Genomic DNA, 24,777 nt, shown 5'->3' on the forward strand with positions numbered 1-24,777 from the left:
CGTTTGGGTGCTGCCGTTCGGGCTACACCACTTGATGGGCAGGTATCGGCTGGGAGCGGATATTCGATGTAGGGCGCAATAAACGAAGTGCATTGCGCCGGATGTTTGCAGTAAACCATCTGGCGCAATTCGCGTCGCTCATTGGCGCCCTACGGATTGCGCAGTACGCGATTACCCCCCCCAAAAAAAACTGCTCATATGGCGGATATGATATATTACATCGCCAAATTTATATGAAGACTTTAGCTTTGTTGGGAAATTTCTACTTAAATAATCTAGGATTCGTCGAAACACCATAAGCTGGGCCAGCCCCTCCCGAACTTGCCATCTGGCAGTGGGTAACATCGTTACTCAATTGCGCGACGATGTATTTATCGTCCCCACCTATAGCCGATAGAATATGGACGCAAGCATAAGCTACTACCGTTTCCTCTATATGAGCTTCAGAAACTGAGTTTGTTACGGGCATATATACCCATTCGCATGACCCAGTGCCGGCTGCGCTGCAATCGTCTACATCTTTGTAAAGAGAATTCTTTGTTCCTGGTTCCAGCCAGGTTGACTCCCCAATAGAAGGCTGCGTAAGTCCTTCTGTCTTGCTTGTGTCAAGGCGGTCGATTAGGTCGCGAATTGTTGTCGTATCATTGTTTCCTAGATTGAAGGATGTCCATTGCCCAATTTGGCAACCTGCATAGTGATATGATGAACCAATAGCAAAATAATATGCTTGCCCTTCAGTCTGGCTGGATGGTTGAAATCCAGCAGGTAAGCCATTAATCACATCTGTCAGCGGATTGATAGGGTCGTAAAGAGTTGGGCTGTTCGTGGTGTTATTCCAGAGGCCAGTATCTTGAAATAAACATTGCGGCACTGCGACTGGGAAAAGACTATGATCTGATACAGATCCAGGCGGATTTATCCCAGCAACTGCAGTTGCGGAAACTGGCACAGAACTCTCACCAAATACCTTCGCCAAGAAAGTTAAAACAGGACCTCCATTATCACTTCCTTGTTTTGTGACGGTCACTTGAACTGCGGGAGCATCATAAATCCCCTTCGTTGAGTGCAAAGTAGTAATTGTATGAGTTAAGTCCCACCAACCTGAAGTTACGGAGGCTATCTCCAACGTCTGGTTATCGGCTTTGTTCAGCGTGATTGCAGCTCCAGCCTTCGCTTCTGCACTGGACCAATTGGGCGTTGCAGGGTTCGTTATCGTCACGCAATTAGCATCTCGATGCAAGCAGTTGGCCCCAGCTAATGCAGCTGCATCTGCTGCATTCTGTAGTTGATTGCGCACAACAAATAGATTGCCTATGTCAATAGCTAAGGCACCAATCCCAATTAAGGTCAAAAGCAATATGGCTGTCAATATGATTATGGCGCCTTTTTGCTTGCTATTTGGTCTTCCGTGACATGCGCAGAATTTGAATGGCTGTACTCTGTTTTCATTAAGCATGTTCATCTCCTGTGCCCTATATCCATGCCTATTCATTACGCATAACAGTTGTTGCGGAAATTACGAATGGCTTGTCGAGCGCAATTAAAAGTTTTCCGATTACCAGTCCAGTATAGGTATAATTTACTTGCACGCTGAGTTGATCGTCAAAGTTAATGCCACTCCTGACAGCCTGTACCACCGGCGTTGCAGGAGAGAAAGAAATTAAATGGTTTTCGCAGTAGTTGGCGGCTATATTTTGAATTTCACTAATACTCATCTTTGTATTTGCAGGTGGCGTTGTCGTGTTGTCAAGCCGAACAACAATACCTGCTCTTGCCGCCTCTCTGCTTGCATTGGTAATAACCGCTTTATCAAATAGCATAAAGCTAAACTCAACAATTCCAAAAACCAGCAGGAGAAATAAGGGAAGCACTATTGCAAACTCTACAGCAGCAACGCCATTTGAGTATCGTAATTGCATTTTTCTCTCCAGTAGAAAATAAATCAGGCCAGTATTTGTCGGGGTGGTGAAAAAAATGCCCGGCCTCAGTCAAATATGGCATGGTGTAAGCTGAGATAATCCAAACACACCAACTATCTATTTTTAACAGTCTTGTGAAAAACCAAGCACAAAATTTCAGCCAGAAAATTGATTGGAGTAAAGCCTGAATGCTTCATTGCCGGGTCAGTTTTTGCGCATTTTTTTGTAAGATTTGTCATCCATAGGACATATTCCCATATCTCAAGCATGGGATTTATTCACCTATAGCCTATTATTTTCTTGATGCTTCAAAAAGTATGTTTATCTGATGATAGGTAGCGACTGTTCCTGGTCAAGCTGCAGATATCAGTTGCATTGCAGATCCCGAAACTGAACCAGTTGATTGTGGTCGATTGTTACGGAGTCAGAATGACAAAAAGCCCAGGGTGCATACCGTGGGCTTTTGTGGCCGGCCAATTCCTACTGAAAGTCCGGCAGACATTGCTTTTGCCGGGATGACCTTGCTTATTCCTCCTCGCACATCAGCGCGCTTTGCACCACATGGCGGGTGAGGTGGGGGGCGAACAGCTCGATGAATTCATACACATAGCCGCGCAGATAGGCATCCTTGCGGATGCCGATGCGGGTGAGCGAGGGCTCGAACAGGTGCGAGGCATCGATGGCGGTGAGGTTGACATCCTTGTCTGCCTCGTAGGCCATGCTGGCGATCAGGCCGACCCCCAGTCCCAGGCCGACATAGGTCTTGATCACGTCAGTGTCGATCGCGGAGAGCGCAACCTGCGGCACCAGCCCGCGTGAAGTGAAAGCCTGGTTGATCTGCGAGCGGCCGGCAAAGGCGAAATCGTAGGTGACGATTGGCCAGGCGGCGATATCTTCCAGCGTGATCTTGTGATCCAGCTGGGTAAGCGGATGGCCGTTGGGGACGACCACGCTGCGGTTCCATTCAAAGCAGGGCAGCATGGCCAGTTCCGGATAAAGCGCGATGCCCTCGGTGGCGACTGCAATATCGGCCTCGCCCTCGATCACCATTTCGCTGATCTGGGTCGGGCTGCCTTGCTTGAGGGAGAGGCGCACCTGCGGGTAGCGCTCGATAAAGGCCTTGATTGCCTTGGGCAGCGCATAGCGGGCTTGCGTATGCGTGGTGGCAATCGTCAGGCTGCCGTTTTCCACCTTCACGAATTCTTCGCCGATGCGCTTGAGGTTTTGTGCCTGCAGCAGCATGCGCTCGGCAATGCGCAGCACTTCCTTGCCGGGGCCGGTAACATCGACCACGCGTTTGCCGTTGCGGATGAAGATCTGCACGCCGAGTTCATCTTCAAGCATGCGGATCTGCTTGGAAATGCCGGGTTGCGAGGTATGCAGCTTTTCAGCGGCTTCCGTCACGTTCAACCCCTGCTTGTAGACTTCGACCAGATAGCGCAGTTGCTGCAGTTTCATGATGGCCTCTTAATAACCATGAATTATTTCATATAAAGATATCAGTCTTATGTGTATATAAGCAACGTGGTTATCATTTTCCTCGTAAATAGCGAGGGGAACAGGAATGGAAGCGGGTTACATCATTGCAGGACTGGCTGTCGGCTTTATCGTCGGGTTGACTGGCGTGGGCGGCGGTTCGCTGATGACTCCGATCCTGCTCTGGTTCGGCATCAACCCTGCTACCGCAGTGGGAACCGATCTGCTGTATGCGGCGATCACCAAGGCGGGTGGCGTGGTAGTGCATCACAAGCAGCGCAATATCGACTGGCGCATTACCGGCTGGCTGGCGGCCGGCAGCGTGCCTGCCGCACTGCTTACCGTGCTCGCGCTGCATATCGCACAACCTGATATCGGCACACTCAACGCCGTGATCAAGCATGGCCTGGGCTTTGCGCTGATCCTGACCGCGCTGGCCATCATCTTCAAGAAAAACCTGCTGTCTTTTGCCCAGCGCCATGCCGGCGACTGGCTGAACATGCCGCAACACAAGCTCGATTACCTGACCCTGGCCATCGGGCTGCTGCTTGGTGTGATTGTTACGCTGACTTCGATCGGCGCCGGTGCGCTCGGTACCGTGGCGTTGTTCCTGCTCTATCCGCTGATCCCGACCTCGCGCCTGGTCGGCACCGAAATCGCGCATGCCGTACCGCTGACCGCGATCGCCGGCCTGGGCCATGCCGGTCTGGGTAATATCGACTGGTTCGTGCTGAGCAGCCTCTTGGCGGGTTCGCTGCCCGGCATCTGGATGGGCAGCCGGCTGACTGGCCGTGCCCCGGACAAGATTCTGCGCCCGTGCCTGGCGGTGATGCTGGCGCTGGTGGGTGGTAAGCTGGTACTGATTTGAAGTAAAAAGCGGTTTTGCCGGACAAAAATGTTCGCCCGACTTCGACTGGAATGTGAATCATGGATTTTGAACAGAAACTTGCCGCTACCGTGGCACTGCTGAAAAAGATTGAAGCCGACTATAGCCCGGCGGTCTTTGCCAATTCGTTTGGCGCCGAGGATATGGTGCTGGTCGATCTGATCGCGCGTCACCAGCTCAATATCGGCGTATTCAGCCTCGATACCGGCCGCCTGCCGGCCGAGACCTACACGCTGATGGAGAAAACCGCAGAAAAATACCCGCAACTCAAGGTGCAGGTGTTTTTTCCGGATGCGGCGCAAGTTGAAGCCTACGTGAACAGCAACGGCATCAACGCGTTTTACCATTCGGTAGAAATGCGCAAGGAATGCTGCCGCATCCGCAAGCTCGAACCGCTCAAGCGCGCACTGGCAAACAAGAAAGCCTGGATCACCGGCCTGCGCCGCGAGCAATCGCCCACCCGCACCGACATGGCGGCGCAGGAGTACGATGCCGGCAACGGGCTGGAAAAATTCAACCCGCTGCTGGAATGGTCTGAGAAGGAAGTCTGGGCCTACATCCGCGCCAACGATGTGCCGTACAACGAACTGCACGACAAGCATTACCCTTCGATCGGCTGCGCGCCTTGTACCCGCTCGATCGCGATGGGCGAGGATATCCGCGCCGGGCGCTGGTGGTGGGAAAATCCGGAATTCAAGGAATGCGGCTTGCACATCAAGAAGATTTGATGCTTCCTTTCTGATGAAAAGAGCGGCCCGGCAATATGCACGGGCCGTTTTGCATGCAGGACTTGCGCAATCATGATCGATTGCAAGCCGGGCAAAAAAGCCGGGGCGGGTTTAAAATAGCGCGCATGCGCCAAGACCCCGTTCCTCATTCCGGTTATCTGCTTGAATCGCCCCAGCGCCAGCGTTTCAGGCCGCCGCCGGAACTGGCTGCCTATATCGATAACTACCTGTATCTCGATATCTCGGCCGACAACACTGATCTGCCTCGTCTGCTGCCGGGAACGGGTGCGGCGTGCTTCTTTTTTTACGGTACTTCGCTCAATGTGCGTGATCACCACGCAGGGGTTCAGCAGAGCAACCAGAATGCCTTCCTGATCTGCAATCGACATCATGTGCTGGATCTTTCCGCCAGCGCTGCCAGCGGATTGATGGTGGTGAATTTCCGGCCTGGCCGTCTGTGGCATTTTACCGATGCCTCGTTTGCCGAACTGCAGGACAAAATCACCCCGCTGGCCGATCTGTGGGGCAGTGGTGCGCAGGAAATCATCGAGCAGCTGGCCACTGCCAGCAACGTGCATGAACGTGCCGCACTCCTGTCATATTTTTTCTTGCGTGTGCTGCGCCAGCGCAAGACATCCCGGCTGGATCTGCTGCTGGACATGCTCTACCTGTCGCCCACCACCCGCATTGCCGATCTGGCCGAGCAGGGAGGCTGGAGCCTGCGCCATTTCGAGCGCCAGTTCGCGGCCACCTATGGCGTAACCCCGAAATACTTCGCACGTGTGGCGCGCTTGCAGCAGGTCGCGCGCAAGCTGGCGCTGGAGCCCGCCAGCAATACGCTGGAGAGCGCGCTCGATGCCGGTTTTTTCGACCAGTCCCACTTCATTCACGAACTGGACAAGCTGGCTGGCCTGTCTTCGGGCGAATTGGCGCGTGGCGTACGTGAGCGCCCGCACTTTTATAATCCCAAAGCCCTGCAATGGTATCTTTCCCATATCCATACCCTGGCCAACGAGCTGGGTACAGGCGATATTCCATTGCATTTGCAGATAAAAACACCGAAATAAGCTGGATGTGCGCCTCGTCCGCCGTGCGAGCGCGCCACCCAAAGTGACTGTTCGCAGTCATCACGACAATTGGAGGAAACCATGGCAAAAGCAATGATCCTGGCCGCTGGCCAGGGTACCCGCGTTCGACCGCTGACCCGCGACGTACCAAAGCCGATGATCCCTATTCTGGGCAAGCCGGTGCTGGAATACATCATCGAGCACCTGGCGCGCCACGGCGTGAAAGAGATCATGATCAATGTCGCCTTCATGCATCGCAAGATCGAAGAATACTTTGGCGATGGTCACCGCTGGGGCGTGGAGATCGGTTATTCCTACGAAGGTGTCTACGACCACGGCGATATCCTGCCCAAGCCCAAGGGCTCGGCCGGCGGCATGAAATACATCCAGGACAACAGCGGCTTCTTCGATGACACCACGCTGGTGCTGTGCGGCGATGCGATCATCGATCTGGATATCGGTGCCGCGCTGCACGAACACAAGGCCAAGGGCGCGATTGCCAGTGTGGTTGCACTCGATGTGCCGCGCGAAGAGGTGAAGAACTACGGCATTGTCGTGGCCGACAAGCAGGGCAAGATCCTGTCGTTCCAGGAAAAACCCTCCCCGGAAGAAGCCAAGAGCACGCTCGCTTCGACCGGCATCTATATTTTCGAGCCGGCCGTGCTGGATCACGTGCCCTCGAACGAGGTTTTCGACATCGGCAGCCAGCTCTTTCCGTCGCTCGTGGCCAAGGGCTTGCCGTTCTATGCCCAGAATCGATTCTTCAACTGGATCGATATCGGCCGCGTCACCGATTACTGGAGCGTGTTGCAGCGCGTGCTACGCGGCGAAGTTGCGCAGATGGATATGCCGGGCAAACAGGTCAAGCCGGGTGTCTGGGTCGGTATCAATACCCGCATCGACTGGGACAAGGTGGAAATCGAAGGTCCGGTGTATATCGGCTCCAGCGTCAAGATTGAACCGGGCACCAAGATCATCGGCCCGACCTGGATCGGCCATGGCAGCCACCTGCGCCCGAACAGCACAGTGGTGCGCTCGGTGCTGTTCGAATACACGCGCATCGGCGAGGGTATGATCTTCAGCGAAATGATCGTCTCGCCGCGTTACTGTGTGGATCGCAAGGGTGATGCGATTTATGTGGGGGATGATCGCAGTACGTTGCGATGGGGCGATGCCCGCGGCTGAAAACCTGTTCATCAGGTGGCTGCGCCTTCGCATCTTGCGGTCGGGTGATACTCGAAACCCGCAAAAGGGGCTACCTTCGGGTCGTCCTCATGTATTCGCACATACATTGCAGTTTCTGCGCGCCGGGCTCCTTGTTGAAGGCTTGCCTGAGTTGGCCTGATGCAGCTAGACCCTTAAATCCGTGCCGGATCTAATGCCGGCACTTTGCATTTTGAAGAACTGACCAACATGCAATCTGAACGCCATCTGCTGGAGCTGCTTGCGCCGGCCAAGAATCTGGAATCCGGCCGGCAGGCCATTTTGCACGGTGCCGATGCGGTGTATATCGGCGGGCCGGCGTTCGGTGCGCGCGCGGCGGCTGGCAATACGGTGGCCGATATCGGCGAACTCGCGGAGTTTGCCCATCGCTATCGAGCGCGCGTGCTGGTGGCGCTCAATACCATCCTGCATGACCACGAGCTCGAAGAGGCGCGCAAGCTGGTCTGGCAACTGTACGAGGCCGGGGCGGATGCGCTGATCGTGCAGGATATGGGCTTGCTACAACTCGATCTGCCGCCGATTGCGCTGCATGCCAGCACGCAAACCGACAACCGTACCGTGCAGAAAGTACGCTTTCTGCAGGATGCTGGTTTCTCGCAGATTGTATTGGCACGCGAATTGTCGCTTGAGCAGATTCGCGAAATTGCCGCCGAGACCACGGCCAAGCTGGAGTTTTTCATCCACGGTGCGCTGTGCGTGAGTTACAGCGGCCAGTGCTACATCAGCCACGCCCAGACCGGGCGCAGTGCCAATCGCGGCGAATGCGCACAGCTCTGCCGCCTGCCTTATGCGCTCGCCGATGCCAGCGGTAACATCATCGCGCAGGATCAGCATCTGCTCTCGCTCAAGGATATGAACCAGAGCCACAATCTGCGCGCGCTGATCGATGCCGGTATCAGTTCGTTCAAGATTGAAGGGCGGCTGAAGGATCTGAGCTACGTGAAGAACGTCACCGCCCATTACCGGCGCCTGCTCGATGAAATCCTGACCGATCTGCCCGGCTACCGGCGCGCTTCGGCTGGAACCTGCGAATTCTTCTTCACGCCCCAGCCCGAGAAAAGCTTCAATCGCGGCGCTACCGATTACTTTCTGCAAGGGCGCAAGATCGATATCGGCTCGTTCCTGACGCCGAAGTTTGCCGGCGAGCCTGTCGGCCGGATCACGCGCCTGAACCCGCAGTGGTTCGAGATCGCCAGTGAAGCGGAGATCCACAATGGTGACGGTTTCAGCTACTTTAACGCGAAGAGCGAGCTGGTCGGTTTGCGCATCAACCGCGCGCAGGGCTTGCGTCTGTTTCCGAACGAAATGCCAGCCGATCTCGCCGTGGGCATGACGCTCTACCGCAATCTGGACCACGAATTCGAAAAACAGCTGGAAAAGGATTCGGCCGAGCGCCGTATCCGCATCGATCTGCAGCTGGCCGATACGCCCGATGGCCTCGCGCTGACCGTGGTCGATGAGGATGCTGTTTCAGCTACCGCCACCTTGAGTCTTAACAAGGAACCCGCGCGCGATGCCGAGCGGGCGCAGCAGGGCATGCGTGATGCGCTGGCCAAGCTGGGCAACACCATCTACCGAACCGGCAATATCACGCTGAATCTCGCAGAAGCCTGGTTCGTGCCCGCGTCGGCCATCAATGCCTTGCGCCGTGATGCGGTGGAAAAACTCGAAGCCGCGCGTGCGGCGGCCTATGTCCGGCCTCAGCGCTGTGCCGCCGTGCAGCCACCCGCTGCCTATCCGGCTGAAACACTGAGCTATCTGGGCAATGTCAGCAACCAGGCCGCGCGCGATTTCTATACCGCACACGGCGTCAAACAAATTGCCCCGGCATATGAGCAAAACCGCGAAACCGGCGAAGTCTCGCTGATGATCACCAAACATTGCCTGCGTTACAGCTTCAACCTTTGCCCCAAGCAGGTGAAGGGAACGCGGCCCGACCCCCTGCAACTCACGCGCGGGCAGGATCGTTACACGCTGAAATTTGATTGCAAGCGGTGCGAGATGCACGTAACCGGCCGTCTCAATAAAAAAGGATAAGCATGACCCAACCCACCATCCTGATCACCGGCTGCTCCAGCGGCATCGGCCTTTGCTGCGCCCAAGGGCTCGTTGCCCGCGGCTGGCGCGTGTTTGCCACGGTGCGGCGCGAAGAAGATGCAGCGGCCCTCGCCGGCGCGGAAGTATTGTTTCTGGAGCAGACCGACTCTGCCAGCGTACAGGCGTGTGCGGCAGACGTTCTGCGTCGCACCGGAGGGAAGTTGGACGCGGTGTTCTGCAATGCCGGGTTGGGTGTGCCGGGTGCCATCGAAGATCTGCCGCGCGATGCCTTGCGCTTTCAGTTCGAAACCAATGTGTTCGGCACCATCGAATTGATCAACGCCCTGCTGCCGGCCATGAGAAAGCAGGGGCATGGCAAGATCATCATCAACAGCTCGATCCTCGGCTTTGCCGCCATGCCGTACCGCGGTGCCTACAATGCCAGCAAATACGCGCTGGAGGGCTTTGCCGACACCTTGCGCCAGGAGTTGTACGGATCGAATATCTTCGTGTCGCTGGTGGAACCCGGCCCGATCAAGAGCAGGTTCCGTGCCGCCGCGCAGGCGCAGTTCGTCCGCTGGGTAAAACCTGAAGCGAGCTTTCATCAGGCAGCGTATGTGGCCATGGCCACGCGGCTGGCCAAGCCGGGTGTGGCTAATCCGTTTACCTTGCCACCCGATGCGGTGCTGGATGATGTCTGGCGCATCCTGCAGGCGCGGCGACCCGCCGCGCGCTACCAGCAAACCAAACCCTCCAAAGTTTTCTGGTACCTGCGCCGTTTCCTGCCCACCCGCTGGTTCGATCAAGCCTGCCTGAAGGGTTCGGGCGATGAGCCCGGCCATGCCTATGGACGCAAACAGCAATAATCAGGATTCAGGCAACAAAAAACCCGGCAATTGCCGGGTTTTTTGTTGAAGCCAGAAACGCTTAGCGAATAACGCGAGCGCCCTTGCCCTTCATGGCTGCTTCCACTTCTTCCACGCGCACCATGGAGGTGTCGCCCGGGGTGGACATGGCCAGTGCGCCGTGTGCTGCGCCGTATTCAACGGCCAGTTGCGGACCCTTGCCTTCCAGGAAGCCATAGGCCAGGCCGGAAGCGAAACCGTCACCACCGCCAACGCGGTCGTAGATTTCCAGGTTGTCGCGCTTCATGGATTCATAGATCTGGCCGTCGTACCAAACCAGAGCGGACCAGTCGTTGACCGAAGCGGTCTTGGCGTTGCGCAGGGTGGTGGCAGCAACCTTGAAGTTCGGGAATGCCTTGACAGCAGTCTCGATCATCTTCTTGAAGCCTTCGGTTTCGATGTTGGTCAGGTGCTCGTCGGCGCCTTCAACTTCGAAGCCCAGGCAGGCGGTGAAGTCTTCTTCGTTGCCGATCATCACGTCGCAGTACTTGGCGATTTCGCGGTTGATCTTCTGTGCGCCTTCCTTGCCACCTTGGCTCTTCCAGAGCGATGCGCGGTAGTTCAGGTCATAGGCAACAACAGTGCCGTACTTCTGGGCCACTTCAACGGCTTCCAGAACGGCTTCCGCGGTGTTGGATGCCAGGGCAGCAAAGATGCCGCCGGTCTGGAACCAGCGAACGCCTTCTTCACCGAACAGCTTTTCCCAGTTCACTTCACCCGGACGGATTTGCGAAGCAGCGGAGTGGCCACGGTCAGAGCAGCCCAGAGCCGGACGCGGACCAAAGCCCTTTTCGGTGAAGTTCAGACCAACGCGGGTGTTGCGGCCCAGGCCGTCGAAATCGCGCCAGATCACGTGGGACATGTCCACGCCGCCTTGCATGATGAAGTCTTCAACCAGCCAGCCCAGATCGTTCTTCGGCAGGGCGGTTACCACTGCAGCACGCTTGCCCCAGCACTTGCGCATGGCGCGAGCCACGTTGTACTCGCCGCCGCCTTCCCAAACCTGGAATTGACGGGAGTTACGCACGCGGCCAAAGCCCGGGTCGAAACGCAACATCACTTCACCGAAGGATACGCAGTCCCATTTGGTTTCAGCAGCGGATTTGATCTTCAATTCAGCCATTTTCAGATTTCCCTTTATCGATGGAAACAATGAACGAAGGGCCGCACCGGCAAAACTGCCGGAACGGCCCGGTACGACGTGTATTCTATTACTTCTTGGCGGCCAGTTCAGCCTTGATCTTGTTCACCAGTTCGATGGTTTCGCGAACCTTCTTCTCGATACCGGCGTAATCCTTGGCTTTCAGGAGTTCCTTGGTGATCAGGTTGGAGCCGATACCGCAAGCAACGATGCCAGCGCCAAACCACTTGCGCAGGGATTCTTCGGTCGGCTCAACACCGCCGGTGGGCATAATGCGGGTCCACGGCATCGGGCCCATTACAGCCTTGACGAAGTCCGGGCCGCCTACGGAAGAACCCGGGAATACCTTGACGATCTCGCAACCGAGTTCCTGTGCATCACCGATTTCGGTGGCGGAACCGCAGCCCGGGCTGTACGGAATACCGCGACGGTTACAAACCTTGCCCACTTCGGCATTCAGCAACGGGCCAACAATGAACTTGGCGCCATTGGCGATATAGATGCCAGCAGTCGGGGCATCAACGATGGAACCCACACCCATGATCACGGAAGGATCAGCCTTGTCGAAGTAACGGGTCACTTCGAGGAAGGTGTAGGCAGCGTAATCGCCGCGGTTGGTGAATTCAATGCACTTGGCGCCACCGTTGGCACAGGCCTGGATCACGTTCTTGCACACTTCGACATCCGGATCATAAAACACCGGAATGATCGACTGTTCCATCATCGCGGCCAGAACGGCCATACGGTCTTTTGCTGCCATTGCAAAGTCTCCTGAAAGTAATAAAACAACACGCACGAGTACGAAATTGAAATTCCAACTACATATTTTCGCGCAACAAGCTGGTGCAAATCAAGGCATATGCACAGCCGTAAGTCGGGCTGCATTGAACCATGCAGGTTTGCGCATGCTGTTGATGTGCATCAAGCCAAGGCATGTAGTAAAACAACAAAAACTACATGACTACATTTTGGGAGGAAGGCACCTTAATGGTTCATGGTGGAATTGTACGCACCGATACGGATCACGTGCAGGGGCAAAAACAAGGCGGTAGAGCACAAAATCGGATCGGTCAGGCAAGTCTTGTTGAATAAAAATGTTTGTAATCATGTGATTATTTAAATCGGGCACGACGCTTGCTTTCGGTGCGTCACTGTTTTCATGCACCAACATACCTCAAAGTAACGGAGACCCCTGTGGAGCAACTCAAACTCGCCAACGATACGCTCTTCATATTGCTTGGCGCCATCATGATTCTGGCGATGCACGCCGGCTTTGCCTTCCTTGAGCTGGGCACCGTGCGCAAGAAAAATCAGGTCAATGCCCTGGTCAAGATCCTGACTGATTTTGCCGTATCCGCCATTGCCTACTTTTTCATCGGCTATGGCATCGCCTACGGTGTGCACTTTTTTGGACCCGCCACGGAGCTTGCCCAGAAAAGTGGCTACGATCTGGTCAAGTTCTTTTTCCTGCTGACCTTTGCCGCGGCCATCCCGGCCATCGTGTCTGGCGGTATTGCAGAACGTGCCAAATTTCATCCGCAATCTGCGGCGACCTTCCTGCTGGTCGGTCTGGTCTATCCCTTTTTCGAGGGCATGATCTGGAATAACAACTTCGGCGTACAAGAGTGGTTCAAAGCGGAACTTGGCGCCAACTTCCACGATTTCGCCGGTTCGGTAGTGGTGCATGCTGTGGGCGGCTGGATTGGTCTGGCTGCCGTACTGTTGCTGGGTGCACGACGTGGTCGCTATAACAAGCAGGGCCAGGTATCCGCCCATCCGCCATCATCCATTCCTTTTCTCGCACTGGGTGCCTGGATTCTGATCGTGGGCTGGTTTGGCTTTAACGTGATGAGTGCGCAAAAGCTGGAAGGTATCTCGGGTCTGGTTGCCATGAACTCGCTGATGGCCATGGCTGGCGGCACGCTGGTCGCGATGAAACTGGGCAAGAACGACCCCGGCTTTATCCACAATGGCCCGCTGGCTGGTCTAGTCGCGGTCTGTGCTGGCTCGGATATCATGCACCCGATTGGCGCATTGGTAGTCGGCTGTGTGGCTGGCGCGCTGTTTGTGTGGCTGTTCACCATCACGCAAAACAAGTGGAAGATCGACGATGTGCTGGGTGTCTGGCCGTTGCATGGCCTGTGCGGCGCATGGGGCGGCATTGCCGCCGGCATCTTCGGCTTGCCAGCACTCGGCGGGCTGGGAGGCGTTACCTTCTCAGCCCAGCTCGTTGGCACCTTGATGGGCATTGCCATTGCATTCTCGGGTGGCCTGATCGTGTACGGCCTGCTCAAGAAGACCATCGGCATCCGCCTGGATGACGAAGAGGAATTTAACGGTGCCGACTTGTCTATCCACAAGATCACCGCCACGCCGGAGCGTGAGACCAACTGGTAACCGGTGTGATAACTAGAAATAAAGTCTGTCGGGCTGAATCAAAGTCTGTCGGGCTTTTTTGAAACTGCACCAGAATAACAAAGGCCCACGGGAAATCCTGTGGGCCTTTTCTCTATCGTCAGCCACGGATACCGTACGGTTTCGATAACGTGGGAAGTACCGCAATACATATCAGCAAGCCTTCATGCATGCCTTGGTTCGACTTGAAGATAATTGCGATGCGCTTGGCTCAACAGACGTCTTGCTATGTTGTAGCAATAAAGGCTTCGATTGAAGCTAAAGGAGCTTCATGTGTTGATGGATATCCTATTTGGTGTTTATCGCCAGAGGGTTCTGAGCTTGTTGCTGCTCAATCCTGAACATGACTACCATGTCCGGGAATTGGCCAGGATTACGGGCACGACTGCCGGGACGCTGCACAAGGAACTCACCAAGCTCGCGGGGATAGGGCTCCTGCTACGCAAGGAGCAGGGCAATCAGGTTCGTTATCAGGCAAATCGAGACTGCCCTGTGTTTACTGAACTGGCCGGACTATTTCGCAAGACTACCGGTATTGTCGGGGGGGCTGGCTGATGCGTTGCTACCTCTCAAACCGCAATTCGCCCTGATATTTGGATCCGTAGCGCGTGGCGAAGAATCGGCCGGCAGCGATGTTGATTTGTTGCTGATTGGCGAGTTGGGTTTTGCTGAGGTTGTGAAGGCGCTTTACCCAGCACAAACAACCTTGCAACGCGAGATCAATCCGGTCATTTATACCCCAGCAGAACTTGCCCAGCGTTTCCGGGCAGGTGATCCATTTATTCGAGAAATGCTGGCCAAACCCAAGCTGTTCATAACAGGGGCAGAAGATGACCTTGGAAAACTTATTGGCGATTCACAAGCTGCATCGCTTTGAGGCCGGCCCCGCAGGCATCCAGAAACTATTGGCGGCAGCCGAACGTAATCTGGCCGATGCGGGGATCGCTGCGCTGAGTTCCGAAAACCGTTTCGATGCGGCCTACAAAGCCATCATGCAGTGCGCGATGATCGCTCTCTGGGCTAATGGTTACCGCACCGCCACCCGGAATTTCTGGTGCAATAAGAATCTAGGCGGCCATCTCGCTCAAGCCCTTGCTGGGTTTCTTGCAGTGGCGACATGGCCGGCTGGTTAATTCAGGCCAAATTGTGCCTTGAGTTCGCGTAGATAGCGGCGACTGACCGGGACTTTGTGTCCGCAGCGGGTGACAATTTCCGCCAGGCCATTTTCGACCAGGCGGATTTCATTGATATGGTCGAGATTGACCAGATACTGCCGGTGGCAGCGAATCAGTGGCGTGCGGTCTTCGATCGTGCGTAACGTCAGCTCGGTAAAACGGTCTTCCCCATCACTGGAGACAACATACACCCCGCTGAGCCGGGATAGGGCGTACTCAATTTCATCCGGGCGCAGCAGAAAAATGCGGTTGAGGCTGGAGCAGGGAACGTGGCGCAGCGGGGCGACGTATTCCAGCGCTTGCAGATTCTGGGTGCCGAGTTCCTTGCGCAGGCGTGCCAGTGTCTTGGTCAGGCGCGAAAAGGTAAGTGGCTTGAGCAGGTAGTCGAAGGCATTTTCTTCGAAAGCACGCACCGCATATTCGTCATACGCGGTCAGAAAAACAATATGCGGCGTGCGTTCACGATCCAGCATGGCGAGCATTTCCAGGCCGCTGATCTGGGGCATCTGGATGTCGAGGAACACCACGTCGGGCCGCAGATGCTGAATGGCGGCTAGGGCTTCGATGGCATTGGCGCATTCGCCGACAATCTCGATATCTTCGACTTGCGCCAGCAGTGACCGCAATTCAATGCGGGCAAACAGTTCGTCATCGACCAGAATGGCTTTCAGCATACGGCAACCCTCTCTCTGGGTAATCGCAGAATCACTCGGGTGAATTGCTGCGCTGCATGCTCCACCGCCACCCCGTACCCATCCCCAAAACGCCCCTTGAGCCGACGATCGACGAGCCCCATACCCAGGCCATCGCCACCGTTCCCAGGCTGATAACGTCCGGCATTGTCTTCGACCCATATATCGATGCCTGAAGCATGTTCGCGCGCGCCGATGCGCACACTGCCAATGCCGAACAGATGCGATGTGCCGTGTTTGATCGCATTTTCCACGATCGGCTGCAGGGAAAATGCCGGCAACTGGATATCCTGCAGCGATTCGGGGACATCAATATCCACCTGCAGGCGACCGGAAAAACGGGTCAGCTCGATCTGCAGATAGGCATGGACATGTTCAAGCTCATCCTGCAACGACACTTCGTCGCAGGGGCGCTTGAGATTCTTGCGGAAAAAGGTCGAGAGGTACTGCACCAGTTCGCGCGCACGCTCCGGATCGTGGCGGATGACGGCCGACAGGGTGTTGAGCGCATTGAACAGGAAGTGGGGATTGACCTGGGCATGCAGCAGCTTGATTTCGGACTGTGCCAGCAAGCGTTTTTGCTGTTCGTACTTGCCTGCCAGAATCTGGTTGGAAAGCAGGCGGGCAATACCTTCGCCCAGCGTGCGGTTGATGGATGAAAAAATCTTTGACTTGGGCTCGTAGAGCTTGATCGTACCGATCACCTGCTCGTTCTCCCCGCGCAGGGGAATCACCAGAGACGAGCCCAGCCGGCAATGGGGCTGGATCGAGCAGCGATAGGCCGTTTCATTGCCATCGGCATAGACCACTTCGTTGTTGCTGATGGCCTGGTAGGTGTGGTGCGAGGTGATGGGCGTGCCCGGCAGGTGATGGTCGGCACCGATACCGGTGAATGCCAGCAGTTTTTCCAGGTCGGTAATGGCTACGGCGCCGACACCGGTTTCCTCGTGGATGATACGGGCCACCTTCATGCTGTTTTCCTGGTTCAATCCTTCACGCAATGCGCCTTCGGCCCGTGTCGCAATGCGAAATGCCTTGGCCGAGAAGGCAATCGAATATTTTTCCTGCGTGGCGCGGCGATCCAGCAGCAGGCGCATGAACATGGCCGCGCCGAGCATATTGGTCACGGTCATGGGCAGGGCAATATCCGTCACCAGACGCATGGCGGCAGGGAAGGGGCGCACCATGAGCAGCAGGATGCTCATCTGGGCAATTTCGGCGAGCAAGGCCACCAGCCCGGCAATGCCCGGATGAAAGATGTCGGTCATGCGTCCGCGCTTGAGCAAATGCCGATGCGCCAGCCCGCCGATTACCCCTTCGGCAATCGTCGAGACCATGCAGGCAAAAGCCGTTATGCCACCCATCGAGTAACGATGCAGTCCGCCAGTCAGCCCTACGGCGAACCCGACCGAAGGCCCGCCCAGCAATCCCCCCAGCACTGCGCCGATGGCACGGGTGTTGGCGTAGGAATCGTCCACCGGCAGGCTGTAATAAGTACCCATGATGCAGAACACGGAGAAGATTCCGTAGCACAGCAGCTTGTGCGGCAGTCGGATGGTGACCTGCATCAGTGGAATGAACAGCGGGGTCTTGCTCAACAGGTAGGTGATGACCAGATAGAAGCACATCTGTTGCAGCAGCAAGAAAATCAGATTGAGTTGATCGCTCATGGGCAATGACAATGTATGGATGCGGCGATTAAATCAGAAATAAGCGAGCGGCCTTGCCGGAAATATTTCACCACCTGCGGTATTGGCCCTGCCTGTCGGTGGCGGATGGTCGTTTACGGTTTGGTCCGGCTAAAGCTAACAAAAACAATGCCTTGTCGCAGTATGTTTGTTGGCAGCGGTCGGTATGCGCTCGGGAATGGTTGCCGGTGCGGCGTGAGCGGTTCAGCAAAAAAACCGCCAGGCGGTAAAGCCTGGCGGCAACGGAGGTTGGGAGAGCAGGGTCAGGCAGCTTCCGGCACCAGACGGGTGGTGGTGCGCAAGCCCAGCAGCTCTTTCCATTTCTTCAGGGCCGACACCAGAATTGCAAAACCCAGCACCAGCATGATGATCGACAGGGCGGCATTGAACACGCTGTAGCCCTTGACGGCCGGGTTCAGATACACATGGCTGATCATCCAGTAACCGGCGTAGTTCACTGTCACATACAGGTAGGCGAGCGGGAACAGGCAGGTCCACACGTAGCGGCGTTTCTGCCCCACACGCAGGATGATGGTGGCGCCGATGATCAGGCCGACCGAGGCCATCAGCTGATTGGATACACCGAACAGCGTCCATACCGAGTTGATGTCACCCGAATTGAGCAGGTAACCCCACAGCAGGCAGGCTACCAGGCTGGCACCGATGGCGCCCGGGGCCCAGTCCAACTGCTTGAGTTTCGGGTAGAGATCACCGGCGAAATCCTGGATCAGGTAACGCGACACGCGGGTACCGGAATCGATGGCGGTCAGGATGAACACGGCTTCAAACATCACCACGAACTGGAAGAAGTAGGAAGCCAGGCTGCTGAACCAGCTGATCTTGGTAAAGATGTAGGACATGCCCACGGCCAGCGTCACGGCGCCGCCGGTGCGGCCGTAGAGGTCGATGCCGATTTCCTGCGACAGATGCGGCAGGTCGACCACGGTCATGCCCAGGGCCTGGAATGCAGCTTGCGAGGAATTGATGGCGAAATAATCTGCCGGATGCAGGGCGGTCGCGGCGATCAGTGCCATGACGGCAACCAGACATTCGGCCAGCATCGCGCCGAAGGCCACCGGCAGGATATCGCTCCACTTGTCGACCAGCTTGGGTGTGGTGCCGGAACCGATGAAAGCGTGGAAGCCGGAAATCGCACCGCAGGCAATCGTGATCGAGATGAATGGCCAGACCGGGCCGCCCAGTACCGGGCCGCCGCCATGGATGAACTGAGTCACGGCCGGGAACTGGATCGCCGGGTTGATGAACACCACGCCAATGACCAGCGCGCCGAACACGCCGATTTTCATGAAGCTGGAGAGATAACCGCGCGGGGTCAGCAGCATCCATACCGGCAGCGCCGAAGCGAAGAAGGCATAGACCGGCAGGATCAGGCTGACGGTTTCAGCATGCAACGTGAGCCAGTCGCCCAGCATGGTGTGCTGGATGTACGGGCCGGCAATCACGCAGGCCATGATCGCGGCGATGCCCACATACGTGGCGTACTTCATGTTGCCGCCCAGGCGCTCATACAGGCCAAGCGCCATGGCGATCGGGATGGTCATGAATACGGCGAACGCGCCCCAGGGATTGCGCTCCAGCGCATGCACCACCACCATCGACAGGCCGGCCATGGTGATGGTGATGATGAACAGCATCGCCAGGCCGGTGCACCAGCCGGCCACCGGGCCGAGCTCGGCCTTGGCGACTTCGGAGAGCGATTTACCGCTGTGCTTCATCGAAGCAAACAGCACCACGGTATCATGCACCGCACCGCCGATCACACAACCGATCAGCAACCAGAGAAACCCTGGCAGATAACCGAACTGCGCGGCGAGTACCGGGCCGACCAGTGGGCCGGCAGCGGCAATGGCCGCGAAATGCTGGCCGAAATTGACCCATTTCTTGGTCGGCACATAGTTCTTGCCGTCCTGCAGGGTGTGGGACGGGGTGACATGGGTATCGTCCGCCCGCAGTACCTTGCGCACAAAGAACACGCCATAGAGGCGGTAACAGATGGCAAGGATGCAAAGCGTGGCGATCACGAAGGTGATGGCATGCTGCACGATAACGCTCCTTTGATTGATAACGGACGTCACGCTATCAAACGGCAGGCTGGCAATTTGCACCTTTCTCGGCGAGTGGTCGCACGGCGTTATGAGTGGTCGATGCCGGGTGTGAGTGGTTGTCGCTGCGAGGGAGGAATAACCGTATCTGAAGCCGCACGGGCGATGGGGGGGATGGCCCATCGCGCATTTGCCATCGATCAGCACACGGTGCTGGCCGGTTTCGATATCGATGCCGATCAGACGCCTGGCATCGCCGTCACAATCGATGCGCTTGAAACTGACATGGTGTCTGTTTCGGCGCTGGTTTTCTCCTGGCAGTCGCAGGGCATATTCTCGGTCTGGCTTATGCGCTTCACGCTTCGTCGGTCAGGGCAATGGCCAGCCCGGAGGCCATTTCCGGGCTGGAGGTCAACGCGGCACAGTGGCTTTCCGTATTGATGCCATACAGCAGAAATCCATCGCCACTGGCCAGAGGCTTGATGCGCGAGGGAATGTCGTTGTCGTCGCAGATGCGGAACAGGATGCCGGGAAATGCCTCGCGCAAGGCTTGTTCAACTTCGGGGCGGTGCACATTGCCCCCTGCCAGCGTGGTGCATACGGTTTGCAGGAATTCGGGCGTGATCATGCGGCTTCATCCTCATGCTGCATGAAGCGTTCCAGCGCTTGTGAGCGGATGCCCATGACCCGTGCCAGCCAGGGCGGCGGTGCCTTGAGGGTTTGCTGCAGCTGTTCGATAGCCGCAGCCACCGCGCCACCATTGGGGAACTTCACCGGGTGAATGCCGGCGCGAATCACCTTGGCCGCCGCCGGACCGCCGATTGATTGCACATACAGCAACTGGCAATCATCAAGCATGCCGGCGCGTGCCGCATTCGGGTCTTCGGCCTCCTGGCAGTCGGCCGGATCGCGGATATCGATCAGCCGCACATCCTGCTGACCAACTTGGTAAACCAGGAAACGTTTGCACGAACCAAAGTGGCCATCCAGATTTTCCGCAGTATTGGAGGCAACGGCCAGGCGCACGGAATTGGGCAGGTCGCCCTCGGCATAGGGCACAACTGCCGGCAGATCGGCTGCTTCAGCGCCTTCGCCGCCCAGATAGCGCACGGCCTGTTTCATTTCATCGCGGCTCGGGGCATCGCGGTCGTGCTCGAAAATCTTGACCAGGGTGGCAACGGTGACGCGATTGAGCTTGTCCGTGGTGAGCGGGCTGCCCATCTCGGTCAGCAAACCTTCGATCAGCCGGGCCAGGTCACACCCTCCCAGGCTGCGTGCGGCCAGACCGATGCGTGCGGCCACTTCCTTGACTTGTCCTGCTGCGACGTGCTGGCTCATGGGTGTTCTCCAGAAGGGGTAAAGCGTGTTCAGGGGCGAGATTCGAGAATCTGGTTTGCCAAACCACATGCATCGGGCGGTAGGTCGGGTTTTAACCCGACACCCATGCAGGCAGGGATGTCGGAATGAATTCCGACCTACGGGCTAATGGCCGATTACCGAGTTCATTCAAGCCGGGGCGATGCAGTTGGCGGCACACACGTCGGCACACTTCGGAAAATCGGAAACCCCATCGCACTCGGTGCAGGTATCCGGGTTGATCTTGAAATAAGCGCCCTTGTTCATGATGGCGCTGGTCGGGCATTCCGCTGCGCAATCGCCGCAGGCGGTGCATTCATCCGCATTGATCTTCATTGCCATGATTGTTCCTTTCAAAGCGAGTAGGGAGTGGTGAGTAGGGAGTGGTTGGGGGATTCCTGCTGACCATTCCCCACTCCCTACTCCCCGGGTTATTCCACGCCATCCAGCCGCTTGGCCCGCAACGAAATCGGCAGGCGTTCCGGTGCAGGGATGGGATCGATGTAGTAGGCGCCGCCGTTGGCCAGCTTGAGCTCGCCCCCCCATTTGTCCGGGGTATCGAATTCGATCGAGGAGATCGAATCTTCGATATCGCGTTTGGGCAGATAGAACACCAGTCCACCGTCCGAGCCCTTGCGAATCATGATGTTGGCCATGATTTACTCCAGGGAGTGGTGAGTTGGGAGTAGGGAGTAGAGGGCAACCACTCCCCACTCCCTGCTCCCCACTCTCCGTAGTTAACGTACCAGGTCGTAGCCGTAGTCGGTTACACCCAGATACTTCGTATCCGCATCCAGCTTTTCCAGCACGGCGTTGGTCAGCGTGGTGACGATGTACATCATCCCTTCGTAGCCCAGCGTGGTCATGCGGTGCAGGTGGTGGCGATCGAAGATCGGGAAGCCCAGACGGATCAGTGGCACTTCGAATTCCGGACCCTTGGCCAGCGTATCGCGCTGGATGTACTTGCCGTAGCTGCTGCCGATGATGAAATCAGGCTTGTCGGTGAAGCACAGGCTACGCAAGTGCCAGAGGTCGCAACCCGGATACAGTTTGGCGTGCGTGCCGTAGGGCGAGGCTTCGAGCAGCTTGGTCATCTGCTTTTCCCAGCGCTTGTTGCTGTTGTTGCAAACGATGTGGGTCGGCTCGATGCCCAGTTCCAGCAGCACCTTGGTCAGGCCAAGCAGGAAATCCGGATCGCCGTAGATGGCCATCTTCTTGCCATGCAGCCAGGCGTGCGAATCGGTGATCATGTCGACCACGCGGCCGCGTTCCAGCGTGATGCTTTCCGGAATCGGCTTGCCGGTGACTTCGGACACCTTCATCAGGAATTCATCGGTCCAGTCCAGGCCCATCGGGATGTTGGTCGCCGGAACTTCGTGATTCCAGGTGGTGGTGATGTACTTCTTGCTCTTTTCCAGCGTGGTCGGCTGCAGCAGGAACGTGGTCTTGGCGTTTGGCGCATCCTTCACTTCGTCCATGGTGGTGCCGCCCGCGTACATGCTGAAGGTGCCATCGGCCGGAGTGTCGAGCACTTCGGAAGGATCGGAGAGCATGGTGTAATCCACGCCCATTTCCTGCAGGTAGCGCTTGATCACGCGGAAGTTGCCGAGGTAGGTCTCGAAGCCCGGCACGATATTGATCTTGCCGTTGCTGCCGACGACCTTGCCTTCCATGGTCTTTTCGGTGAAGTAGGACAGGATGCCTTCGAGCATGTTGTCCCAGCCGGTGATATGTGAACCGACGAACGACGGGGTATTGGCATACGGAACCGGGAAATCCTTGTCGATGTAGCCTTCGTTCTTGGCGTTACCGATAAAGGCGCCCAAGTCATCACCGATCACTTCGGCGATACAGGTGGTGCACACGGCGATCATTTCTGCGCCATACAGGGCGGCTGCGTTTTGCAGGCCTTCGTGCACGTTCTTCTGGCCTCCGAACACGGCAGCATCTTCGGTCATCGAATCGGCGATGAAAGCAACCGGTTCCTTGAAGTGGCGGTTGAAGTAGGTGCGGAAGTAAGCCACGCAACCCTGCGAGCCGTGGATGTAGACCATGGTCTTGTGGAAACCGAGCGCGCACAGCGAAGCGCCGAGCGGCTGGCAGGCCTTGGCCGGGTTGATGGTCAGCGCCTCGCGCTTGAAGTTCAGATCCTGGTATTCCTTGGTGGTGGTCCACTCGAAGGTTTCCTTGATCTTGTCCTTGGAGTGCCCTTCTTCGAAAACACGCTTGTTTTCGATCATGGTGCGGTACTGTTCATCATTGAACAGCGGGAAGCACGGCTTGATTTGGTCGACGGCTTGCATGTTGTTTCTCCTTGCCTGAACCACCAATCCGTGGATTCAGGCCAAAGTGTTTGAATTTCTGTAGGTTGGTGCGGAACGCAGTGAGGCCCAACGTATCCGGTGCCCGAGTTGGGCTTCGCCGCGCTCAGCCCAACCTACGATCTCCCGTTCGGGGAGAGGATGTCAGGCCGCCTTTTTCCAGGGGGCCTGCATCTTGCTCCAGATCGGATTATTCAATGTCAGGTCCATGTCACGGGCGAAGACCGCGAAGCCGTCGTAGCCATGGTAGGGGCCGGAATAATCCCAGCTGTGCAACTGGCGGAACGGGTAGCCCATCTTGTGGAAGACATACTTTTCCTTGATGCCGGAACCGATCAGATCGGGCTTGAGCGCGTGGACGAAATCTTCCAGTTCATGGCCGGTGGCATCGTCGTAGATCAGGGTGGCATCACCCATTTCCTTGATGGTGCGGTCGTAGTCATCGTTGTGGGCGAATTCGTAACCGGTGCCGACCACTTCCATGCCGAGGTCTTCATAGGCGCCGACCACGTGACGCGGACGCAGGCCACCCACGTACAGCAGCACTTTCTTGCCTTGCAGGCGCGGACGGAACTTGGCAATGACCGCTTCCATTTCCGGGGTGTACTTGGCGATGACGCGCTCAGCGCCTTCCTTGATCTTGTCGTCGAAGTGGCTGGCGATTTCGCGCAGGCTTTCCTTGATCTTGGTCGGGCCGAAGAAGTTGTATTCCATCCATGGAATGCCGTATTTCTCTTCCATGTGGCGGCTGATGTAGTTCATCGAGCGGTAGCAGTGCAGCAGGTTCAGCTTCACTGCCGGCGTGTTTTCCATTTCCGCCAGGGTGCCGTCGCCGGACCATTGCGCCACCACGTTCAGACCCATTTCTTCGAGCAGAATGCGCGAAGCCCAGGCATCACCGCCGATGTTGTAGTCGCCCAGGATGGCAACATCGTACGGGCCAGCTTCGGCGCGCTTGCCGTCACGGGTCGGCAGTACCCAGTCACGTACGGCATCACAGGCGATGTGGTGGCCGAGCGATTGCGAAACACCACGGAAACCTTCGCAGCGAACCGGAACGATGGTCTTGCCAATTTCAGCTGCTTTTTTCTTGGAAACAGCTTCGATGTCATCACCGATCAGGCCTACCGGGCATTCGGATTGCACCGAGATGCCCTTGGACAGCGGGAACAGCATTTCCAGCTCATCGACCAGCTTGGCGAGCTTCTTGTCGCCGCCGAAAACGATATCCTTTTCCTGGAAATCGGAGCTGAAGTTGATGTCGCAGAACGAATCCACGCCAGAGGTGCCGCTCATATAGTTACGGCGACCGCCACGCGCATACTGGCCGCAGCCAATCGGGCCGTGCGAGATATCGATGATGTCCTTGATCGGGCCCCACACCACGCCCTTGGAACCGGCGTAGGCACAGCCACGCATGGTCATCACGCCCGGTACCGACTTGCGGTTCGAGGTAATGCACTTCTTGGAGGATTCAAGCGTCTTGTCGTTGACCATGATGTGCTTGGCACGGTCTTTCCGGGCTTTCTCCGGGTAGACTTCCAGCACTTCCTGGATCAGTTTCTGTGTTTCTTCACGCGAAATCGCGGACATGGTGTTCTCCTGAGCGCCGCCGCCAATCTGCGAACTGGGCGCGTTGAGGGTTGATGTCGTTTTCGTCACCCCGGCGAAGACCGGGGTCCAG

At 56.7% G+C, this 24,777-nt stretch carries 24 protein-coding genes; 10 read left to right on the forward strand and 14 right to left on the reverse strand.

Annotated elements, in window-relative coordinates; genetic code table 11:
• Positions 1-262: 262 nt before the first annotated feature.
• From AC0KVQ_RS11690 to cysB, 3 genes are all read right to left on the reverse strand, one after another.
• A complete protein-coding gene (locus tag AC0KVQ_RS11690) occupies positions 263-1,456 on the reverse strand; it encodes a pilus assembly protein TadG-related protein (RefSeq protein WP_473421337.1) in 1,194 nt (397 codons plus the stop codon).
• A 28-nt stretch (positions 1,457-1,484) separates the two neighbouring features.
• Positions 1,485-1,919, reverse strand: coding sequence for a TadE family protein (locus AC0KVQ_RS11695; RefSeq protein ID WP_473421338.1), 435 nt, complete (start codon positions 1,917-1,919; stop codon positions 1,485-1,487).
• Positions 1,920-2,444: 525 nt separating this feature from the next.
• On the reverse strand, positions 2,445-3,377 hold the full coding sequence (gene cysB / locus AC0KVQ_RS11700) for an HTH-type transcriptional regulator CysB (RefSeq protein WP_473421339.1): 933 nt from the start codon (positions 3,375-3,377) through the stop codon (positions 2,445-2,447).
• A 106-nt stretch (positions 3,378-3,483) separates the two neighbouring features.
• Here cysB and AC0KVQ_RS11705 point away from each other — a divergent pair, with 106 nt between their 5' ends.
• The 6 genes from AC0KVQ_RS11705 to AC0KVQ_RS11730 all read left to right on the forward strand — a co-directional run bounded on the left by AC0KVQ_RS11705 (position 3,484) and on the right by AC0KVQ_RS11730 (position 10,203).
• Positions 3,484-4,263 (forward strand): sulfite exporter TauE/SafE family protein, encoded by a 780-nt coding sequence (locus AC0KVQ_RS11705; protein WP_473421340.1) that lies wholly within the window; start codon positions 3,484-3,486, stop codon positions 4,261-4,263.
• Positions 4,264-4,322: 59 nt separating this feature from the next.
• The gene (locus AC0KVQ_RS11710) at positions 4,323-5,009 is read left to right on the forward strand and encodes a phosphoadenylyl-sulfate reductase (RefSeq protein WP_473421341.1); all 687 of its coding nucleotides are present in this window, start codon (positions 4,323-4,325) and stop codon (positions 5,007-5,009) included.
• Between the two features lie 125 nt (positions 5,010-5,134).
• Positions 5,135-6,076 carry a helix-turn-helix transcriptional regulator gene (locus tag AC0KVQ_RS11715; RefSeq protein WP_473421342.1) on the forward strand — a complete coding sequence of 314 codons (942 nt, stop codon included), beginning with the start codon at positions 5,135-5,137 and terminating at the stop codon, positions 6,074-6,076.
• A gap of 81 nt (positions 6,077-6,157) precedes the next feature.
• Positions 6,158-7,261, forward strand: coding sequence for a nucleotidyltransferase family protein (locus AC0KVQ_RS11720; protein WP_473421343.1), 1,104 nt, complete (start codon positions 6,158-6,160; stop codon positions 7,259-7,261).
• A 228-nt stretch (positions 7,262-7,489) separates the two neighbouring features.
• On the forward strand, positions 7,490-9,337 hold the full coding sequence (locus tag AC0KVQ_RS11725) for a peptidase U32 family protein (protein ID WP_473421344.1): 1,848 nt from the start codon (positions 7,490-7,492) through the stop codon (positions 9,335-9,337).
• A 2-nt stretch (positions 9,338-9,339) separates the two neighbouring features.
• On the forward strand, positions 9,340-10,203 hold the full coding sequence (locus AC0KVQ_RS11730; protein ID WP_473421345.1) for an SDR family NAD(P)-dependent oxidoreductase: 864 nt from the start codon (positions 9,340-9,342) through the stop codon (positions 10,201-10,203).
• Positions 10,204-10,264: 61 nt separating this feature from the next.
• Here AC0KVQ_RS11730 and AC0KVQ_RS11735 read toward each other — a convergent pair whose 3' ends face one another.
• Entirely contained in the window at positions 10,265-11,365 is a 1,101-nt protein-coding gene (locus AC0KVQ_RS11735; RefSeq protein ID WP_473421346.1) for a sugar kinase, read from the reverse strand.
• An 88-nt stretch (positions 11,366-11,453) separates the two neighbouring features.
• Positions 11,454-12,143, reverse strand: a complete 690-nt coding sequence (locus AC0KVQ_RS11740; protein ID WP_473421348.1) for a bifunctional 4-hydroxy-2-oxoglutarate aldolase/2-dehydro-3-deoxy-phosphogluconate aldolase — start codon at positions 12,141-12,143, stop codon at positions 11,454-11,456.
• A gap of 434 nt (positions 12,144-12,577) precedes the next feature.
• Between AC0KVQ_RS11740 and AC0KVQ_RS11745 the strand changes: the two genes are divergently transcribed.
• From AC0KVQ_RS11745 to AC0KVQ_RS11760, 4 genes are all read left to right on the forward strand, one after another.
• Positions 12,578-13,780: an ammonium transporter gene (locus AC0KVQ_RS11745; RefSeq protein ID WP_473421349.1), complete on the forward strand. Its 1,203-nt coding sequence runs from the start codon at positions 12,578-12,580 to the stop codon at positions 13,778-13,780.
• A gap of 297 nt (positions 13,781-14,077) precedes the next feature.
• Positions 14,078-14,353, forward strand: a complete 276-nt coding sequence (locus tag AC0KVQ_RS11750) for a winged helix-turn-helix domain-containing protein (RefSeq protein ID WP_473421350.1) — start codon at positions 14,078-14,080, stop codon at positions 14,351-14,353.
• On the forward strand, positions 14,334-14,675 hold the full coding sequence (locus AC0KVQ_RS11755; protein WP_473421351.1) for a nucleotidyltransferase domain-containing protein: 342 nt from the start codon (positions 14,334-14,336) through the stop codon (positions 14,673-14,675). The genes AC0KVQ_RS11750 and AC0KVQ_RS11755 overlap by 20 nt, the downstream gene beginning before the upstream one ends.
• Positions 14,629-14,931 (forward strand): hypothetical protein, encoded by a 303-nt coding sequence (locus AC0KVQ_RS11760; RefSeq protein ID WP_473421352.1) that lies wholly within the window; start codon positions 14,629-14,631, stop codon positions 14,929-14,931. Before AC0KVQ_RS11755 ends, AC0KVQ_RS11760 begins: the two co-directional genes overlap by 47 nt.
• On the opposite strand, the gene btsR is transcribed toward AC0KVQ_RS11760, so the two are convergent.
• From btsR to nifD, 9 genes are all read right to left on the reverse strand, one after another.
• Positions 14,928-15,647, reverse strand: a complete 720-nt coding sequence (gene btsR, locus AC0KVQ_RS11765) for a two-component system response regulator BtsR (protein ID WP_473421353.1) — start codon at positions 15,645-15,647, stop codon at positions 14,928-14,930. The genes AC0KVQ_RS11760 and btsR overlap by 4 nt on opposite strands.
• Positions 15,641-17,335, reverse strand: a complete 1,695-nt coding sequence (locus tag AC0KVQ_RS11770) for a LytS/YhcK type 5TM receptor domain-containing protein (RefSeq protein WP_473421354.1) — start codon at positions 17,333-17,335, stop codon at positions 15,641-15,643. The genes btsR and AC0KVQ_RS11770 overlap by 7 nt, the downstream gene beginning before the upstream one ends.
• A 281-nt stretch (positions 17,336-17,616) precedes the next feature.
• Positions 17,617-19,416 carry a carbon starvation CstA family protein gene (locus AC0KVQ_RS11775; protein ID WP_473421355.1) on the reverse strand — a complete coding sequence of 600 codons (1,800 nt, stop codon included), beginning with the start codon at positions 19,414-19,416 and terminating at the stop codon, positions 17,617-17,619.
• A 355-nt stretch (positions 19,417-19,771) separates the two neighbouring features.
• Positions 19,772-20,044, reverse strand: a complete 273-nt coding sequence (locus AC0KVQ_RS11780) for a hypothetical protein (protein WP_473421356.1) — start codon at positions 20,042-20,044, stop codon at positions 19,772-19,774.
• Complete coding sequence (locus tag AC0KVQ_RS11785; RefSeq protein ID WP_473421357.1) at positions 20,041-20,754, reverse strand: dinitrogenase iron-molybdenum cofactor biosynthesis protein; 714 nt, start codon at positions 20,752-20,754, stop codon at positions 20,041-20,043. Before AC0KVQ_RS11785 ends, AC0KVQ_RS11780 begins: the two co-directional genes overlap by 4 nt.
• Before the next feature lie 168 nt (positions 20,755-20,922).
• On the reverse strand, positions 20,923-21,114 hold the full coding sequence (locus AC0KVQ_RS11790) for a 4Fe-4S dicluster domain-containing protein (protein ID WP_473421358.1): 192 nt from the start codon (positions 21,112-21,114) through the stop codon (positions 20,923-20,925).
• A gap of 89 nt (positions 21,115-21,203) precedes the next feature.
• The gene (gene nifT, locus AC0KVQ_RS11795; protein ID WP_473421359.1) at positions 21,204-21,428 is read right to left on the reverse strand and encodes a putative nitrogen fixation protein NifT; all 225 of its coding nucleotides are present in this window, start codon (positions 21,426-21,428) and stop codon (positions 21,204-21,206) included.
• 81 nt (positions 21,429-21,509) lie between these two features.
• A complete protein-coding gene (gene nifK / locus AC0KVQ_RS11800; protein WP_473421360.1) occupies positions 21,510-23,075 on the reverse strand; it encodes a nitrogenase molybdenum-iron protein subunit beta in 1,566 nt (521 codons plus the stop codon).
• 162 nt (positions 23,076-23,237) lie between these two features.
• A complete protein-coding gene (nifD, locus tag AC0KVQ_RS11805) occupies positions 23,238-24,686 on the reverse strand; it encodes a nitrogenase molybdenum-iron protein alpha chain (protein WP_473421361.1) in 1,449 nt (482 codons plus the stop codon).
• Between the last annotated feature and the right edge of the window lie 91 nt (positions 24,687-24,777).

It is taken from the genome of Formivibrio sp. oc-25 (assembly GCF_055810895.1).